Source organism: Mycobacterium branderi (genome assembly GCF_010728725.1).
GTDB classification, from domain to species: Bacteria; Actinomycetota; Actinomycetes; order Mycobacteriales; family Mycobacteriaceae; genus Mycobacterium; species Mycobacterium branderi.
The window spans coordinates 2,548,837-2,563,970 of record NZ_AP022606.1 but is presented as its reverse complement, the minus strand read 5'-3'; the positions used below and the strand labels follow the sequence as shown (position 1 = coordinate 2,563,970).

17 protein-coding genes are annotated in these 15,134 nt (G+C 67.2%); 12 read left to right on the top strand and 5 right to left on the bottom strand.

Annotation, left to right across the window (positions count from 1 at the left end):
• Positions 1–16 precede the first annotated feature (16 nt).
• The 6 genes from G6N47_RS13230 to pth all read left to right on the top strand — a co-directional run bounded on the left by G6N47_RS13230 (position 17) and on the right by pth (position 4,245).
• A complete protein-coding gene (locus tag G6N47_RS13230; RefSeq protein WP_083131713.1) occupies positions 17–997 on the top strand; it encodes a ribose-phosphate diphosphokinase in 981 nt (326 codons plus the stop codon).
• On the top strand, positions 998–1,342 hold the full coding sequence (arsC, locus tag G6N47_RS13225) for an arsenate reductase (glutaredoxin) (RefSeq protein ID WP_083131712.1): 345 nt from the start codon (positions 998–1,000) through the stop codon (positions 1,340–1,342).
• Entirely contained in the window at positions 1,339–1,977 is a 639-nt protein-coding gene (locus tag G6N47_RS13220) for an LpqN/LpqT family lipoprotein (RefSeq protein ID WP_083131711.1), read from the top strand. The genes arsC and G6N47_RS13220 overlap by 4 nt, the downstream gene beginning before the upstream one ends.
• 22 nt (positions 1,978–1,999) lie before the next feature.
• Positions 2,000–2,866 (top strand): oxidoreductase, encoded by an 867-nt coding sequence (locus tag G6N47_RS13215; protein WP_083131710.1) that lies wholly within the window; start codon positions 2,000–2,002, stop codon positions 2,864–2,866.
• Positions 2,867–2,991: 125 nt separating this feature from the next.
• Positions 2,992–3,666 carry a 50S ribosomal protein L25/general stress protein Ctc gene (locus tag G6N47_RS13210; protein WP_083131709.1) on the top strand — a complete coding sequence of 225 codons (675 nt, stop codon included), beginning with the start codon at positions 2,992–2,994 and terminating at the stop codon, positions 3,664–3,666.
• Between the two features lie 3 nt (positions 3,667–3,669).
• Positions 3,670–4,245: an aminoacyl-tRNA hydrolase gene (pth, locus tag G6N47_RS13205; protein ID WP_083131708.1), complete on the top strand. Its 576-nt coding sequence runs from the start codon at positions 3,670–3,672 to the stop codon at positions 4,243–4,245.
• 19 nt (positions 4,246–4,264) lie between these two features.
• Here pth and G6N47_RS13200 read toward each other — a convergent pair whose 3' ends face one another.
• Together G6N47_RS13200 and G6N47_RS13195 are read right to left on the bottom strand one after the other, a co-directional pair.
• The gene (locus G6N47_RS13200) at positions 4,265–5,902 is read right to left on the bottom strand and encodes a fatty acyl-AMP ligase (RefSeq protein WP_083131707.1); all 1,638 of its coding nucleotides are present in this window, start codon (positions 5,900–5,902) and stop codon (positions 4,265–4,267) included.
• Between the two features lie 357 nt (positions 5,903–6,259).
• Positions 6,260–7,216 carry a 4-(cytidine 5'-diphospho)-2-C-methyl-D-erythritol kinase gene (locus G6N47_RS13195; protein ID WP_179966382.1) on the bottom strand — a complete coding sequence of 319 codons (957 nt, stop codon included), beginning with the start codon at positions 7,214–7,216 and terminating at the stop codon, positions 6,260–6,262.
• A gap of 35 nt (positions 7,217–7,251) precedes the next feature.
• On the opposite strand from G6N47_RS13195, the gene G6N47_RS13190 reads away from it, so the two are divergent.
• Positions 7,252–8,046 (top strand): serine/threonine-protein kinase, encoded by a 795-nt coding sequence (locus tag G6N47_RS13190; protein ID WP_083131705.1) that lies wholly within the window; start codon positions 7,252–7,254, stop codon positions 8,044–8,046.
• On the opposite strand, the gene rsmA is transcribed toward G6N47_RS13190, so the two are convergent.
• From rsmA to G6N47_RS13175, 3 genes are all read right to left on the bottom strand, one after another.
• On the bottom strand, positions 8,043–8,975 hold the full coding sequence (gene rsmA / locus G6N47_RS13185; protein WP_083131704.1) for a 16S rRNA (adenine(1518)-N(6)/adenine(1519)-N(6))-dimethyltransferase RsmA: 933 nt from the start codon (positions 8,973–8,975) through the stop codon (positions 8,043–8,045). The genes G6N47_RS13190 and rsmA overlap by 4 nt on opposite strands.
• Positions 8,939–10,066: a resuscitation-promoting factor gene (locus tag G6N47_RS13180; protein WP_197945475.1), complete on the bottom strand. Its 1,128-nt coding sequence runs from the start codon at positions 10,064–10,066 to the stop codon at positions 8,939–8,941. Before G6N47_RS13180 ends, rsmA begins: the two co-directional genes overlap by 37 nt.
• 146 nt (positions 10,067–10,212) lie before the next feature.
• A complete protein-coding gene (locus G6N47_RS13175; RefSeq protein ID WP_083131703.1) occupies positions 10,213–11,058 on the bottom strand; it encodes a TatD family hydrolase in 846 nt (281 codons plus the stop codon).
• A 19-nt stretch (positions 11,059–11,077) separates the two neighbouring features.
• Between G6N47_RS13175 and metG the strand changes: the two genes are divergently transcribed.
• The 5 genes from metG (at position 11,078) to G6N47_RS13150 (ending at position 15,077) form a co-directional block, all read left to right on the top strand.
• Positions 11,078–12,631, top strand: a complete 1,554-nt coding sequence (gene metG / locus G6N47_RS13170) for a methionine--tRNA ligase (protein WP_083131702.1) — start codon at positions 11,078–11,080, stop codon at positions 12,629–12,631.
• A gap of 128 nt (positions 12,632–12,759) precedes the next feature.
• Positions 12,760–13,455 carry a hypothetical protein gene (locus G6N47_RS13165; RefSeq protein WP_083131701.1) on the top strand — a complete coding sequence of 232 codons (696 nt, stop codon included), beginning with the start codon at positions 12,760–12,762 and terminating at the stop codon, positions 13,453–13,455.
• Positions 13,456–13,657: 202 nt separating this feature from the next.
• Entirely contained in the window at positions 13,658–13,963 is a 306-nt protein-coding gene (locus G6N47_RS13160) for a hypothetical protein (RefSeq protein ID WP_083131700.1), read from the top strand.
• Positions 13,964–14,097: 134 nt separating this feature from the next.
• Positions 14,098–14,460, top strand: coding sequence for a PAS domain S-box protein (locus G6N47_RS13155; protein ID WP_083131699.1), 363 nt, complete (start codon positions 14,098–14,100; stop codon positions 14,458–14,460).
• A 62-nt stretch (positions 14,461–14,522) separates the two neighbouring features.
• The gene (locus tag G6N47_RS13150) at positions 14,523–15,077 is read left to right on the top strand and encodes an LbetaH domain-containing protein (protein ID WP_083131698.1); all 555 of its coding nucleotides are present in this window, start codon (positions 14,523–14,525) and stop codon (positions 15,075–15,077) included.
• Positions 15,078–15,134: the final 57 nt, after the last annotated feature.

Sequence of the window (15,134 nt, the reverse complement as noted above, 5' to 3'; positions counted from 1 at the left end):
ACGGCGGGGGCATCACGTGAGCCACGACTGGACCGACAACCGCAAAAACCTGATGCTCTTCTCCGGTCGGGCACACCCCGAGCTGGCCGAGCAGGTCGCCAAGGAGCTCGACGTCCACGTCACGGCCCAGACCGCCCGCGACTTCGCCAACGGCGAGATCTTCGTCCGCTTCCACGAATCGGTGCGTGGCTGTGACGCGTTCGTCCTGCAGTCCTACCCCGCCCCGGTCAACCAGTGGCTGGTCGAGCAGCTGATCATGATCGACGCGCTCAAGCGGGGCAGCGCCAAGCGGATCACCGCCGTCATGCCGTTCTACCCCTACGCCCGCCAGGACAAGAAGCACCGCGGCCGCGAGCCGATCTCGGCGCGGCTGGTCGCCGATTTGCTCAAGACCGCCGGTGCCGACCGGATCGTGACCGTCGACCTGCACACCGACCAGATTCAGGGCTTCTTCGACGGGCCGGTCGACCACATGCGCGCGCAGCACCTGCTCACCGGCTACATCAAAGACAACTATCCGGACGGCAACATGGTGGTGGTCTCCCCCGACTCCGGCCGGGTGCGCATCGCCGAGAAGTGGGCCGACTCGCTGGGCGGCGTGCCACTGGCCTTCATCCACAAGACGCGCGATCCGCGAGTGCCCAACCAGGTGGTGTCCAACCGGGTGGTCGGCGAAGTGGAGGGCCGCACCTGCGTGCTGATCGACGACATGATCGACACCGGCGGCACGATCGCCGGGGCGGTCAAGCTGCTGCGCGACGAGGGCGCCAGCGACGTCATCATCGCGGCAAGCCACGGCGTGCTCTCCGAACCGGCGTCCGAGCGGCTGGCCGACTGCGGCGCCCGCGAGGTGATTGTCACCAACACGCTGCCTATCGACGAGGCCAAGCGGTTCCCGCAGCTCACGGTGCTCTCGATTGCCCCGCTGCTCGCCAGCACCATCCGCGCAGTCTTCGAAAACGGTTCTGTCACAGGGCTTTTCGACGGAGACGCCTAGATGTCGGACACCGTCATCTACCACAACCCGCGTTGCTCGACCTCTCGCAAGACACTGGAACTGTTGCGCGACAACGGGATCGAACCGACCGTGGTCGAATACCTCAAAACACCGCCCAGCCGGGCGGAGCTGGCCAAGATGATCCGCGATGCGGGCGTCGGCGTGCGCGACGCGATACGCAAAAACGAAGACACATACCGTCAGCTGGGCCTCGACGACGCGAGCGACGACGAGCTAGTGGACGCCATGGTCGCCAACCCGATCCTGATCCAGCGTCCGTTCGTCGTCACCGCCAAGGGAACCCGACTGGGGCGCCCGGTCGACGCGGTCCGCGACATTCTGTGAAACGCCTGCTCGTCGCGGCCGCTGCGCTACTGCTGACCGCTGGCTGCGGACCGAAAACCCCTGACTACCAGTCGATCTGGACAACCAGCGCCACGTCCACCACGCCGACGACCAAAGTCGAGCCGATTCCGTTCCCCAAGTACCTCGAACAAATCGGCGTTGGCCAACAGGCGGTGGCCCCCGACACGCTGACCGACCTGACGGTGTCGATCCCGACACCGCCGGGCTGGTCGAAGTACAGCAGTCCCGCCATCCCGCCGACCAGCTACGTGATCACCAAGGACGGCCCGTATCCGAACGCGATGCTGATCGTCGTGCGGTTGTTCGGGGAATTCGATCCCCGCGACGCGATCAAGCACGGCAATGCCGATGCCGCGCGTGCGGAGAACTACCGGCAGCTCGACGCGTCCGACGCCGACTTCCACGGTTTCCCGTCGTCGATGATCCAGGGCAGCTACGACCTCGACGGCAAGCGGTTGCACACCTACAACCGCGTCGTCATCGCCACCGGCTCACCGCCCGACAGCCAGCGCTACCTCGTCCAGCTGGCCGTCACCAGCCTGGCCGACCAGGCCGTCGCGGAGGCCGCCGACATCGAGAAAATCATCGACGGGTTCACCGTCGCGGCAAAGTAGCGCCCAGCATAGGGTGACTGCCATGACTGCCTGGACCGCCGCAGATCTACCCTCGTTCGCCGGACGCAGCGTGATCGTCACCGGCGCCAACAGCGGCCTCGGTGCGGTGACGGCCCGCGAGCTGGCCCGCGTCGGCGCGCAGGTCGTCTTGGCCGTGCGCAACACCGCCAAGGGTGAGGCCGCCGCGCAACAGATGACCGGTGACGTCGAGGTGCGCCGCCTGGATCTTGCGGATCTCGCCTCGGTGCGCCAGTTCGCCGACGGCGTGGACACCCTCGACGTGCTGATCAACAACGCGGGCATCATGGCCACCCCGCACGCGGTGACCAAAGACGGCTTCGAAAGCCAGATCGGCACCAACCACCTGGGCCATTTCGCGCTGACCAACCTGCTGCTGCCCAAGCTGACCGATCGGGTGGTCACGGTGTCGTCGATCATGCACTGGCTGGGCCACATCAGCCTCAAAGACCTCAACTGGACCTCGCGGCCGTACGCGCCGTGGCTGGCCTATGCCCAGTCCAAGCTCGCCAATCTGCTGTTCACCAGCGAGTTGCAGCGCCGCCTGACCGCGGTCGGGTCACCGCTGCGGGCGGTGGCCTGCCACCCCGGCTACTCGAATACGAACCTGCAGGGCCACTCCGGACGCAGGATCAGCGACGCGCTGATGGCGATCGGGGCTCGGCTGGCCACCGACGCCGACTTCGGGGCGCGGCAAACGCTCTACGCCGCATCGCAGGACGTGCCCGGCAACTCGTTCGTCGGCCCGCGTTTCGGCATGCTGGGCCGCACCCAGCCGGTTGGCCGCAGCCCGCTGGCGAAACGTCAGGAAACGGCCGAGGCGCTCTGGGAGCTCTCCGAGCGGCTCACGGACACCAAATTTCCGCTGTAAGGCGCTGATGCGCTAACCTGGCCGGGCGTCACGGCGAGGGTGGCCTGTCCGGCCACCGTTATCGACGGGGACCTTCTGGTTGTCGCGATCTTGGCCGTGCCCCGACCAACTACAGGAGCGACACCATGGCCAAATCGGCGACTTCGTCCGCTAACAAGCTTCCCGTCTCGGTGCGTACCGAGACCGGCAAAGGCGCGTCGCGCCGGGCCCGCCGCGCCGGCAAGATTCCGGCCGTCCTCTACGGTCACAACACCGACCCGCAGCACCTGGAGCTGCCCGGCCACGACTTCGCCGCGGTGCTGCGCCACTCCGGCACCAATGCGGTGCTCGCCCTCGACATCGACGGCAAGGAGCAACTGGCGCTCACCAAGGCGCTCGACATCCACCCGATCCGCCGCACCATCCAGCACGCCGACCTGTTGGTGATCCGTCGCGGCGAGAAGGTCGTCGTCGAGGTCACCGTCGAGGTCGTCGGCGAGGCCGCGCCGGGCACCCTGGTCACTCAGGAGACCAGCACCATCGAGATCGAGGCCGAGGCGCTGTCGATTCCCGAGCAGTTGACGGTCTCGGTCGAGGATGCCGAACCGGGCACCCAGTTCGCCGCCGGGCAGATCGAGCTGCCGCGCGGCGTCACCCTGATTTCCGACCCGGAGATGCTGGTCGTCAACGTGGTGAACGCGCCGACCGCCGAGGAGCTCGAGGCCGAGGGCGCCGGCGAGGTTCCCGAGGCGGCCGCGGAGGAGCCTGCCGAGGAGGCCGCCGAAGCCGAGGCCGCCGAGGCCCCGCCCGAGTCCGAATAGCGCATGGCCGAGCCACTTTTGGTGGTCGGCCTCGGCAACCCGGGTCCCAACTACGCCACGACCCGGCACAATCTGGGGTTCATGGTCGCCGACCTGCTCGCAGCGCGGCTGGGTTCAAAGTTCAAGGCGCACAAGCGCTCCGGAGCGGAGGTGGTCACCGGCCGGCTCGGTGGGCGGTCGGTGGTGCTGGCCAAGCCGCGCAGCTACATGAACGAGTCCGGCCGCCAGGTGGGCCCGCTGGCCAAGTTCTACTCGGTGCCCGCCGCCGACGTCATCGTCATTCACGACGACCTCGACCTGGACTTCGGGCGGATCCGGCTCAAGATCGGCGGCGGCGAGGGCGGCCACAACGGGCTGCGCTCAGTGGCGGCGTCGTTGGGCACCAAGGACTTTCAGCGGGTGCGGATCGGCATCGGTCGCCCGCCGGGGCGCAAGGATCCGGCGGCGTTCGTGCTGGAGAACTTCGCCGCGGCCGAGCGTAAAGAAGTTCCGGCGATCTGCGAACAGGCCGCCGACGCCACCGAGCTACTGATCGAGCTGGGTCTGGAGCCCGCCCAAAACGTCGTCCACGCCTGGTAAGTCGGCCAGTGGCCAGAAGTTAAGTGACCAGCGTGACGGAGTTGGCCCGGCGCAGCTTTCCCGACGGCGTCTTCGGAATGGTCCCGGGCCCGAGCACGACAACGTTGCGCGGCCGCACGTCGACCTCGGTGACGACCTCGTGGGCGACCTCGTGCTCGATGCGACGCACTTCGGCGGGGTCCTCAAAGGCGTTGGATTCGACTGCGACGGCGAACGTTTCGCGTGAATGCCCGGCATCGAGGCGCACGGCCACCGCGCAGCCCGGTCGCACGCCCTGCACCCGGCAGGCGGCCCGCTCGATGTCGGTCGGGTAGACGTTGCGGCCGGCCATGATGATGACGTCTTTGACGCGGCCGCACACCACGATGTGGCCGTTCTCCATCAGGTAGCCGAGGTCACCGGTGTCGTACCAGCCGTGTTCGTCCTGCGCCGGGATGAACCCGCCCATGGTGATGTAGCCGGGGGTCACCGGCTCGCCGCGCAGTTCGATCACCCCGACGCCGCGTGGCGGCAGCACGTTGCCGTCCTCGTCGACGATGCGGGCCTCGAGTCCCTGCAGCAGCGGGCCCAGGGAAGCCAGCCGACGGGTGTTGCCCTTGGTGGCAGGCACGGCGCGGCGCAGCGCGGCCAGCAGATCGGCGTCCACCTCGTCGACCACCAGCCCGTCGCCGAGCTCGGAGAACGACACCGCCAGCGTGGTCTCGGCCATACCGTAGGCCGGCATGATCGCCTCGGGCCGCAGCCCGAACGGCTTGCCCGCCTCGATCAGGTCCTCGACGTCGGCGGGGTCCACCGGCTCGGCACCTGAGAGGGCGAATCGCAGCGTGGACAAGTCGAACTGACCGGGCTTGGCCTGGTTGCGCAACCGCTTGGCGAACAGCGAGTAGGCGAAGTTGGGCGCGGCGGTCATCGTGCCCTTGTACTTGTCGATCAGCTTGGCCCACAGCAGCGTGTCGCGCAGGAAGTCCATCGGGGTGACCTTGACCAGCTCGACACCGAAATACATTGGCACGGTTAAGAATCCGATCATGCCCATGTCGTGGAAGCAGGGCAGCCAGCTGAGCATGACGTCGTTGCCAGACGGGTCCATCTTGGCGCCGATGAACATAGCTTCGGCGTTGGAGTAGATGTTGCGGTGGGTGATCTGGACAGCCTTCGGGGAACCGGTGGAGCCCGACGTCAGCTGCATCAGCGCCAGGTCGTCCTCGCCGGTTTCGACGGGGTCGATCGGGTCGGCGGCCAGCAACTGCTCGACGGTCAGCACTGTGATGCCCCGCTCTTGCAGCACCGGCGCGGCGGCCATGAACGGGTCGGAGACGATGACCGCTCTCGCCTCGATCATGTCGACGACGGTCGTGGTGTCGGTTGCCCACACCGCCAGGTCGGTGCGCGGAGTGGGCTGATGCAGCATGGTCAAGCTGGCGCCGCGCATCCACAGGCCTTGTGCCGTCGGCGCGATCTCCACCGGCGCGCCGACGAGGACACCGACTGCGTCGCCATGGCCGATGCCCGCCGCAGCCAGTCCGCCGGCGACTCGCCGGGCACGCTCGTGGACTTCAAGCCATGTGTGCCGAACCGGCTGGTGCGGCTCGCCGGTCACCATGCCCTTGGTGCTTTCGTGAGCGTTGCGGAACATGTTCTCGGTAAACCTGCTCACGAAAACCTCCTCGGTTCCAGCGCGGCACCCCTGGATTCCAGATTGCCCCTGCTAGAGGGCACTTCGCAGTAGGCACGCGCACACAATTGGGGAGCGGTTGCGTCTCGAATCGGTGATGAACCAGTAACCTCACGTCGCGTTGCGGACTCGGCGAGGACACGACGGCCGCTACGGCTCAAAGACCGCCCGCCGGCATGCTCGGCGGGCGGGACATTCGGGCGCACTTTTTGACCGCTAGTCGTCACCGCCGATCATCTTAAACTCCTCTTAAGTAACCACCAAACTTTGACGCCCGATAGGCGGTGTGAAAGCGGCGACCCGCCGCGCCCGGCTTCGCCGCGCTTGCGATCGCCGCGGTCACACGCCGCTGACCGGCGCGGGCACCACCCGGGCGCCGTGCACCGGCCCGCTGGCCACCCGCACGGTGCGGCACACCCCGGCGCCGGACAGCTGGGTGCCGACGTCGACCGCCTCCGGCGCCGAGCGGCACAGGAATGCGCACGTCGGCCCGGAACCCGACACGATGCCCGCCAGTGCCCCGGCCTCCACCCCGGCGCGCAGGACGCGACGCAACCCCGGATTCTTGCTCACCGCGGCCGCCTGCAACTCGTTGCCCAACAACGGCGCCAGCTGCTCGGGATCGCCGGCGGCCAGCGCCGCCAGCACCGGACCCGGCTCGCCGAGCCGCGGCGGGGACCCCACCTCCCGCAGCCGGTCGAGCTCGCTGAACACCGCGGGAGTCGACAGCCCGCCGTCGGCGAACGCCAGCACCCAGTGGAAGGTGTTCCGGGCCAGGACGGTGGCCAGCTCCTCGCCGCGGCCGGTGCCCAGCGCGGTTCCGCCGTGCAGCGCGAACGGCACATCGCTGCCCAGTTGCGCGGCCAGCGTGTTCAGGTCGCGGCGCGGCACGCCCAGCTCCCACAGCGCGTTGATCGCGACCAGCACGGCGGCGGCGTCGGCGCTGCCGCCGCCCATGCCACCGGCCACCGGGATGGACTTGTCAATGGTGATCGACACGTCGGGGGCCCGGCCCACGTGATCGGCCATCAACTCGGCCGCCTGCCAGGCCAGATTGCGCTCGTCGTCGGGCAGTTGGTCGGCACCCTCGCCGGTCATCTCCAGCGACAGCACGTCGGCGTTGCGAACCGTCACCTCGTCGACCAGCGAGACGGCGTGGAACACCGTGGTCAGCTCGTGATAGCCGTCCTCGCGGCGATCGCCCACGGCCAGATACAGGTTGATCTTGCCGGGCACCCGGACGGTGACCGAACCAGTGGGCACCCATTGAGGTGCAACGCTTCCGTCCAACGGCACCGCACGAGACTATCGCCGGAACCTACGCTGTGGGCATGGTTGACGCCGCGATCGACGGCTATGTCATCGACCGGGAAGTCGGCCGCGGGGGGCACGCCACCGTATATCGGGCGCACGCCAGGTCGCACCCGGAGCGGACGGTTGCGCTCAAGGTGCTCGGCCAGGACCATCGCGGCTCGGCGGAACAGGCTCGGCTCAACCGCGAATTCGGCTTCGCGCACCGGCTGCGCCATCCCCACATCGTGACGATGTATGAGCGCGGGCCGTTCTGGTTGGCGATGCAATTTGTCGACGGCGGCAAATCCACCCAACTGCGGCGGGTCGAGGACCGGCTGACCGCACTGGCGCAGATCGCCGACGCGCTGGACTACATGCACCGGCAAGGCATTGTGCACAGCGACGTCAAACCGGCCAACATCCTTGTCGCCAAGGACTTTTCACACAGCGGCGCCTGCCTGATCGACTTCAGCGTGGCCCACGCCGTGGTCGACGACGTCTTTCGTCGCCCGAAGGAGCTGCAGGCGTCGCTGCCGTACGTGGCGCCGGAGATGCTGCGCGGGCACGCCCCGACGGCCGCCACCGACGAGTATGCGCTGGCGTGTTGCGCAGTCGAATTGCTCACCGGCGCACCGCCGTTCGTGGCCGACAACTCCGAAGAACTGGTCAAGGCGCATCTGCGTGGGATCCCGCCGCGGACATCGTGCCGGGTCGACTGGGGCTCACGCGCATTCGACACGGTGGTGGCCAGGGCGATGGCGCGGGACCCCGAAGTGCGCTACCAGTCCTGCGCGGAGTTCGTCGAGCACATCACCCGGGTGGTCGCGGCTTAGCTTGCCGAGGCCTGCGGCTGCGTCGAGTCCCGGCCGAGTTCGACGGAACGCTGATACAGCCGCACGAAATCCTCGATGGTCAGCGTCTCACCGCGGCGCGCCGGGTCGATGCTGGCTGCCAGCAGCCGGGTCGCTGACTCGTTGCCCGAGCCCGCCCATTCCGCGAATGCGTTGCGGGATGTCTTGCGCCGCTGGGCAAATGCGATGTCGATCAGGTGGAAGACACTGCCGCGGAAATCTTCGTCGGTGGGCCACGGCGACGTTTCGTAGCGGTCGATGCGGACCAGCCCGGAGTACACGCGCGGGATCGGCCAGAAGACGGTCGGCGACACCATGCCGTGGCGGCGGACCTGCCCGAAGAACCGGACCTTCACGCTGGGCACGCCGTACTCCTTGCCGCCGGGTTCGGCGGCGAGCCGCTCGGCGACTTCCGCCTGCACCATCACCATGACCGTGCGGATGGACGGAAACTCGGCTAGCAGATGCAGCAGCGCCGGGACGGCCACGTTGTACGGCAAGTTGGCCACCACCGCCGACGGCTCGCCCTCCAGGTCGGCCGGACCGATCGACAGCACGTCGCGGTTGAGCACCCGCAACCGGTTGATCTCGCTGTGCGAGTGTTCGGCGACGGTTTGCGGCAACCGGCCGGCCAGCACCGGGTCGATCTCGACGGCGCTGACGGTGGCGCCGCGGTCGAGCAGCGCCAGGGTCAGCGATCCCAGACCCGGCCCGACCTCGAGGACATGGTCGTTGCGGTGCACACCCGACGACGACACCACCCGGCGCACGGTGTTGGCGTCATGGACGAAATTCTGTCCCAGCGATTTCCGGGGCCGAAACTCGAGTTCTTTGGCCAGCCGCCTGATCTCGGTTCGCCCGAGCAGCCGAATGGTCAGCGCGCACCCGCTCGTCCGCTGCACACCGGCCAGGCTCCCCAGCCCTGGCGCGCCCGCGTCACCTCGGCGATCGCGATCTGCTCTTCGCGGGTGGCGAGGTCGGCACGCGGGGCAAAGCGCAGCCCGCCGTTGCGCTCCCAGGTGCTCTGATCGAACTGCACGCCGCCGTAATACCCGTTTCCGGTGTTGATCGCCCAGTTGCCGCCGGCCTCGCAGTGTGCGATGGCGTCCCAGATCTCGCCGTTGGCCACTTCCGGAACGTCGGTGCCCGGTTTGGTGCCGACACGCACGACCGCCTCGCGGGCCGGGGTCACGACCGTGTTGGCGACGGGCAGCCGACCGGTCTCGACGCCGTTGACCTTGGCCACCGCGAACGTCACGTCCTGCACGCCCGGGGTGCCCGGGTCTTCGACGACCTCGCGGCTGATGTTCATCTCCGGGTCTTCAATGCGGCGCCGCGGCGGGTCCAGCGGCACCCGCTCGGTGACCTTTTCGATGCGGTTGCGGGTCACCTGGATGTGCATCCCGTCGATGACGGGCGCGGCCGCGCCGGGATTGACCTGGTCGCTGGGCTCCAGCGGGGCACCGGCGGCCCGCAGCAAGTCGCCGACGTTGGCCGCGGCCAGGTGCACGTTGTGCACGTTGCCGCCGTCGTCGACCTCGACGGTCTTGGCGCTGACGACCGGCAGCGCCATCCCGGCCAACGGCACCCGGCTGCCGCGCGAGGCCGCGGCCGGAGCGGTGTCGGTCATCGCGAGCTGGGCCAGCGCCTCGTCGACCGTCGACGCGGTGGTCCACACCTGCTTGGTGTCCTTGCCGTCAAGCGAGATCTCCAGCGGCCGGCTGCGGCGCAGCACGATGGACTCGGCGTCGTGGACCCGCTCGTTACCGGCCGGGTAGAGGTCGTCGCGCTCGGCGACGTCGAAGCCGTTCTCCTTGATGATGTCGATGACCCGTGACTTCATCGTCGTCACCTTCATCACCGTTCCATCGACGCTCAGCGTCACGGTCTTGTAGGCGGCGATCGCCATGCCCCCGGCGACGGCCAGTACCGACAGCAGCGCGGCGACGAGGAACCGCAGGATCGGCGATGGGGTCTGATGCAGCCTGGCAAGTACGTTCAACGCGTCTATTCCCCGACCTCAGCAACAACTCCGGCAACAACCCACTGACACAGCAAAGGGGCCTTTCGGCCCCACCCGTTCGATCACAAGACGGTAACGAACCGGCCTACATACGGCAACTCCAGAGACACGCTCTTACTGGACTCTTAACTACTGGTTGCCAGTCCGTAGGCGCGGCGGGCGTTGGCCGTGGTGACCCGCGCGAGTTCCTCGGCGGGCCGGCCCAGCATTTCGGCCAACGATCGGACAGTGTAAGGCAGGCAATACGGTTCGTTGGGAGCGCCACGATAGGGGTGTGGCGCCAGAAACGGCGCGTCGGTCTCCACCAGCAGCTGCCCAGCTGGAACCAGCGGCACGGCTTCCCGCAGGTCGCGGGCGTTGCGGAAGCTCACGGTGCCGGACAGGCTGACCAGCCAGCCGCCGTCGACGCAGGCCCGTGCCATCGCGGCATCCGACGAGAAGCAGTGGAAGATCACGGTGTCGGGTGCGCCCTCGGCGCGCAGGACGTCGAGCACCTCGGCGTCGGCGTCGCGATTATGGATCATCAGCGGTTTGCCGGTCCGTTTCGCCAGGTCGATGTGCCAGGCGAACGCCTCCCGCTGCACGCCCGGCTCCGCGCAGCCCTCCAGCCGCCCCGGCCAGTAGAGATCCATTCCGGTCTCGCCGATCGCCACCACCCGCGGGTGAGCGGCCAGCCGCTCGATCTCGGCCCGTGCGGCGCCGGTGAGCGCGTCGGCCCGGGTCGGGTGCAGCGCGACCGCGGCATACACCCGCGGGTCCCAGTCGGCGGCCTGTGTCACCCAGCGCGCCGAGGCCAGGTCGTCGGCGATGGTGACCACCGCCTCGACTCCGACGGCCGCGGCGCGGTCGACGATCGCGCGGACTCCGTCGGCATCGGCGGCGCCGCACGCGTCGAGGTGGGTATGGGCGTCGACCAAGGGGCTCAGCGGCTCCGGAGCGGGCGGCGGCGGCCGTTTGGAACTCACCCGCACACCATAAGGTGGTGTCTCGATGAGGCCCTTCTATGTGACCACGGCGATCACCTACCCGAACGGCGAGCCGCACGTCGGGCACGCGTACGAGTACATCGCCACCGACGCGATCGCCCGGTTCAAACGGCTCGACGGATTCGACGTGCGTTTTCTGACCGGCACCGACGAGCACGGCCTCAAGATGGTGGAGACCGCGGCGGCGGAGGGCATTCCGACGCCCGAGTTGGCGCGGCGCAACTCGGATGTGTTCCAGGCCTTGCAGGGACGGCTGAATATCTCCTTCGACCGGTTCATCCGCACCACCGACCCCGACCACTTGGAAGCGTCGAAGGCGATCTGGCAGCGGATGGCCGATGCCGGCGACATCTACCTGGACTCCTATTCCGGTTGGTATTCGGTGCGCGACGAGCGGTTCGTCACCGAGTCGGAAACGACCGTCGTCGACGACGGGACCCGGGTGGCGACCGAAACCGGCGCGCCGGTGACCTGGACCGAGGAGCAGACGTATTTCTTTCGGCTGTCGGCGTATGCGGACAAACTGCTGGCCCACTACGAGGCCAACCCGGACTTCATCGCCCCCGAGGTGCGGCGCAACGAGGTGGTCAGCTTCGTCTCCGGCGGGCTGCGGGATCTGTCGATCTCGCGCACGTCGTTCGACTGGGGCGTGCCGGTCCCCGAGCATCCCGACCACGTCATGTACGTCTGGGTCGACGCGCTGACCAACTACCTGACCGGCGTCGGCTACCCCGACACCGACTCGGAGTTGTTCCGCCGCTACTGGCCGGCCGATCTGCACATGATCGGCAAGGACATCATCCGGTTCCACACCGTGTACTGGCCGGCGTTTTTGATGTCAGCCGGAATCGAGCTTCCGCGAAGGGTTTTCGCGCACGGATTCTTGCTCAACCGGGGCGAGAAGATGAGCAAGTCGGTGGGCAACGTCGTGGATCCTCTTGCACTGGTCGACACGTTCGGGGTCGACCAGGTGCGTTACTTTCTGCTGCGCGAGGTGCCGTTCGGCCAGGACGGCAGCTACAGCGACGAGGCGATGGTCACCCGGATCAACACCGACCTGGCCAACGAACTGGGCAACCTGGCGCAGCGCTCACTGTCGATGGTCGCGCGCAACCTCGGCGGCGTCGTGCCGGAGCCTGGCGAATTCAGCGCCGACGATCGGGAGCTGTTGGCGACGGCCGACGCGCTGCTGGATCGGGTGCGTGCCGAATTCGACGCGCAGGCAATGCATTTGGCGCTCGAAGTCATCTGGTTGATGCTCGGCGCGGCAAACAAGTATTTCTCCGCGCAGCAGCCGTGGGTGCTGCGCAAAAGCGAGGCGCCGGCGGATCAGGCACGGTTCCGGACCGTGTTGTATGTGACCTGCGAGGCGGTGCGCATCGCCGCACTGCTGATTCAGCCGGTGCTGCCCGAGTCGGCGGGCAAGCTGCTCGACCTGCTCGGCCAGCCCGCCGAGCAACGGACATTCGCCGCGATCGGCGCCCGGCTGGCGTCCGGCACCCGGCTGCCGGCGCCCACTGCGGTCTTTCCGCGGTATCAGGCCGACGAGCAGAAGTAATCGAAGACCGGCCGTTTCACAGGCTCTTACATCTGTTCACCCGTGGCCTTCCCACGATGCAGAATCGCCTCATGGGCCGGGGGCGGAGCGCGCTGTCAATCACGACGACGCCTGCGGCGGATGCTTGTGTGCTCACCGTCGGCGGAATACTTGACGACACGACGTATCGTCCGCTTCACGACGCTATCGTCAAAGCGGCGCTGGACGAGCCCGCCGCGGTGATCACCGACATCTCCAGACTGGCCATCCGGGAGGAACCGGCGCTGGCGGTGTTCACCAGTGCCCGTTGGCGCGTCGCCGACTGGCCGGATATCCCGATGGGCCTGGTCTGCGCTCATCGCCATGGACAAAGTGCCTTGCGCCGCAACGGAATAACGCGCTACGTGCCCGTCTATGCAACGGTGGAATCCGCGGTCACCGACCTCGTGGCGCAGGGCGCGCGCAGATATCGGCGTCGCGCAAGCGCTGATTTGCCCGCACACGAGAGCAGCATTGCGCGATGTCGCGAGATGGTGAACCACTGGCTGACAGGGTGGTCGAGAACTGATTTCTGCCATGCGGCTTCCACAGTCGCTGCGATATTGGTCGAAGACGTGCTCGCCGATACCGACACGAAATTCGCGATACGACTGGAAACCGACGGGTCCACCGTGGCCGTAGCTGTGCAGTACGTCAGCACTGCGCTCACCATGGGTCACCAGCCCGTCGAGGGCGCCGGCTCACGCCGTGACGTCTTAGCGGCCGCCTCGCGCGCTTCGGGCAGCTACACGAATGGATTCCGACGGACCGCGTGGGCAGCGATTGGCCCGGAAAACCGATTTTGACTATCGGTATCCGGGCGGCCGCTATTGACGCGGCTCCAATACCATATGCCATGAAAATGGCTTGAATATCATTCAAATCGTATGCCATAGTGTTTCCGAGCGTCGTGCTCAATCCCAATCACCACAGCGGAGGAACTTCGGTCCGCCCCGCCTGGCGGCGCCGCAGACCTACGGGGATGGGCATGACGCATTGGGGGATGACATGACCACCATCAAGAGGTCAACGCTGCAGCATGACCTCGACAACCTGCTGGCGGAATTGGACGCCGGCTGGGAATCGGCGTCGGTCATATACGGCAGGGGCGGTTGCGTGATGGCATGCATGGTGCGGATGCTGCGCAGACAGGGCGCCGACGACCTGCAGGCCCGCAAGGACGCGATGGTGACTGCGCTGGGATTTCAGAGCAGCGACGGTCCTGCCTATGAGGCGATGTTCAGATGGAACGACCTGCAAGCCGACCCGGACGCCGTCAAACGACGCATCAAGGACGCGCTGAACACCCTATGAGAGACCACTTCTGCCGAGGTCGATCGATCGAGTCACGGGACCTACGGGTCCGGCAAATTGCGATAACCGGCGCCTCCGGCATGCCCGATAATCGTTGGGTGGAGCGGCGACAAAACTGGCCCGGCCAATCACCGATGGTTACCCTGCAGCAATTGCCCGCGTCAGTGGTCCTGGAGCGCATCCCGATTCCCGTCCTCGCCGTCATGCAAGACGGCACTATCTTGTTCGCCAACACCGCGTTCGCAGAGATGTTGGGGTACAGCGTCGAAGAAGTTCTGTCGTTGAACTTCGAGCAGATCTTTTACCACGTGCCGACCGCCGAGTCCGTGCTGTCTGTCGTCCACGCATTGGCGAACATGGTTGTCGACCTCGCACATCGGGACGGCTCGACGGTCCGGGCGCTGATGAGCAAATCGGCGCTGCGGCGTTCCGACGACCAGGTCGCGCTCGCGACATTCCAGGATCTGACCGAGCAACTCTGGGCCGAGGAACGCTGAACTGGCGACAAACCGTAGGTCGTAGTTAACGCCGATAATCGTACTTCTAGTACTGTTCAGGTGTGATCAAGACTCGACGGGACCTGCGGGCCTACCTGGCGGCGGATATGACCGCCCATGGCCTGCAGCGTTGGCGACTGCGCGACCGGTTCCTGCACCGGTCCGCCCATTTCCAGCGGTTGTTGCGCAAGTCCGAGTACTGGTCCAACACGGCCCGGACACCGCTCGGGCGCGTCGTCGTCGTGTGGTTCAAACTGCGTACCCGGCTGGTGGGTGAACGTCTCGGGTTCATGATCCCGCGCAACGTCTTCGGGCCGGGCCTGTCGATCGCAGCGCCCGGCGGCATCTGGGTGCATTACCAGGCGCGTGTCGGCGCCAATTGCCGGATCCATCAGGGAGTGACCATCGGCGAAGCGAAGGGCAAGGTCCCGGTCATCGGCGACGATGTCACGATTCATCCGCTCGCGATGATCATCGGCGCCGACGTCGGCAATCGGGTCCGCGTCCGCGCGCGTGCCGTGGTCACGGAATCGGTGCCCGACGATGTCGAGGTCGCCGGAGTGCCCGCCCGGCTGGTTCCGGCGGCCGCTAGAGTCGCCGCGATCGCGGCAGGCTGATGCCACTCATATCGGGCTTTGGGTATCACTATGGCTTGACATCTGTACTTGTAGTAC

Bases quoted from the DNA above. Each gene is read 5' to 3' on its own strand.
- arsC (WP_083131712.1), top strand. From the start codon at position 998: ATGTCGGACACCGTCATCTACCACAACCCGCGTTGCTCGACCTCTCGC.
- G6N47_RS13215 (WP_083131710.1), top strand. From the start codon at position 2,000: ATGACTGCCTGGACCGCCGCAGATCTACCCTCGTTCGCCGGACGCAGC.
- G6N47_RS13210 (WP_083131709.1), top strand. From the start codon at position 2,992: ATGGCCAAATCGGCGACTTCGTCCGCTAACAAGCTTCCCGTCTCGGTG.
- pth (WP_083131708.1), top strand. From the start codon at position 3,670: ATGGCCGAGCCACTTTTGGTGGTCGGCCTCGGCAACCCGGGTCCCAAC.
- G6N47_RS13190 (WP_083131705.1), top strand. From the start codon at position 7,252: ATGGTTGACGCCGCGATCGACGGCTATGTCATCGACCGGGAAGTCGGC.
- metG (WP_083131702.1), top strand. From the start codon at position 11,078: ATGAGGCCCTTCTATGTGACCACGGCGATCACCTACCCGAACGGCGAG.
- G6N47_RS13160 (WP_083131700.1), top strand. From the start codon at position 13,658: ATGACCACCATCAAGAGGTCAACGCTGCAGCATGACCTCGACAACCTG.
- G6N47_RS13155 (WP_083131699.1), top strand. From the start codon at position 14,098: ATGGTTACCCTGCAGCAATTGCCCGCGTCAGTGGTCCTGGAGCGCATC.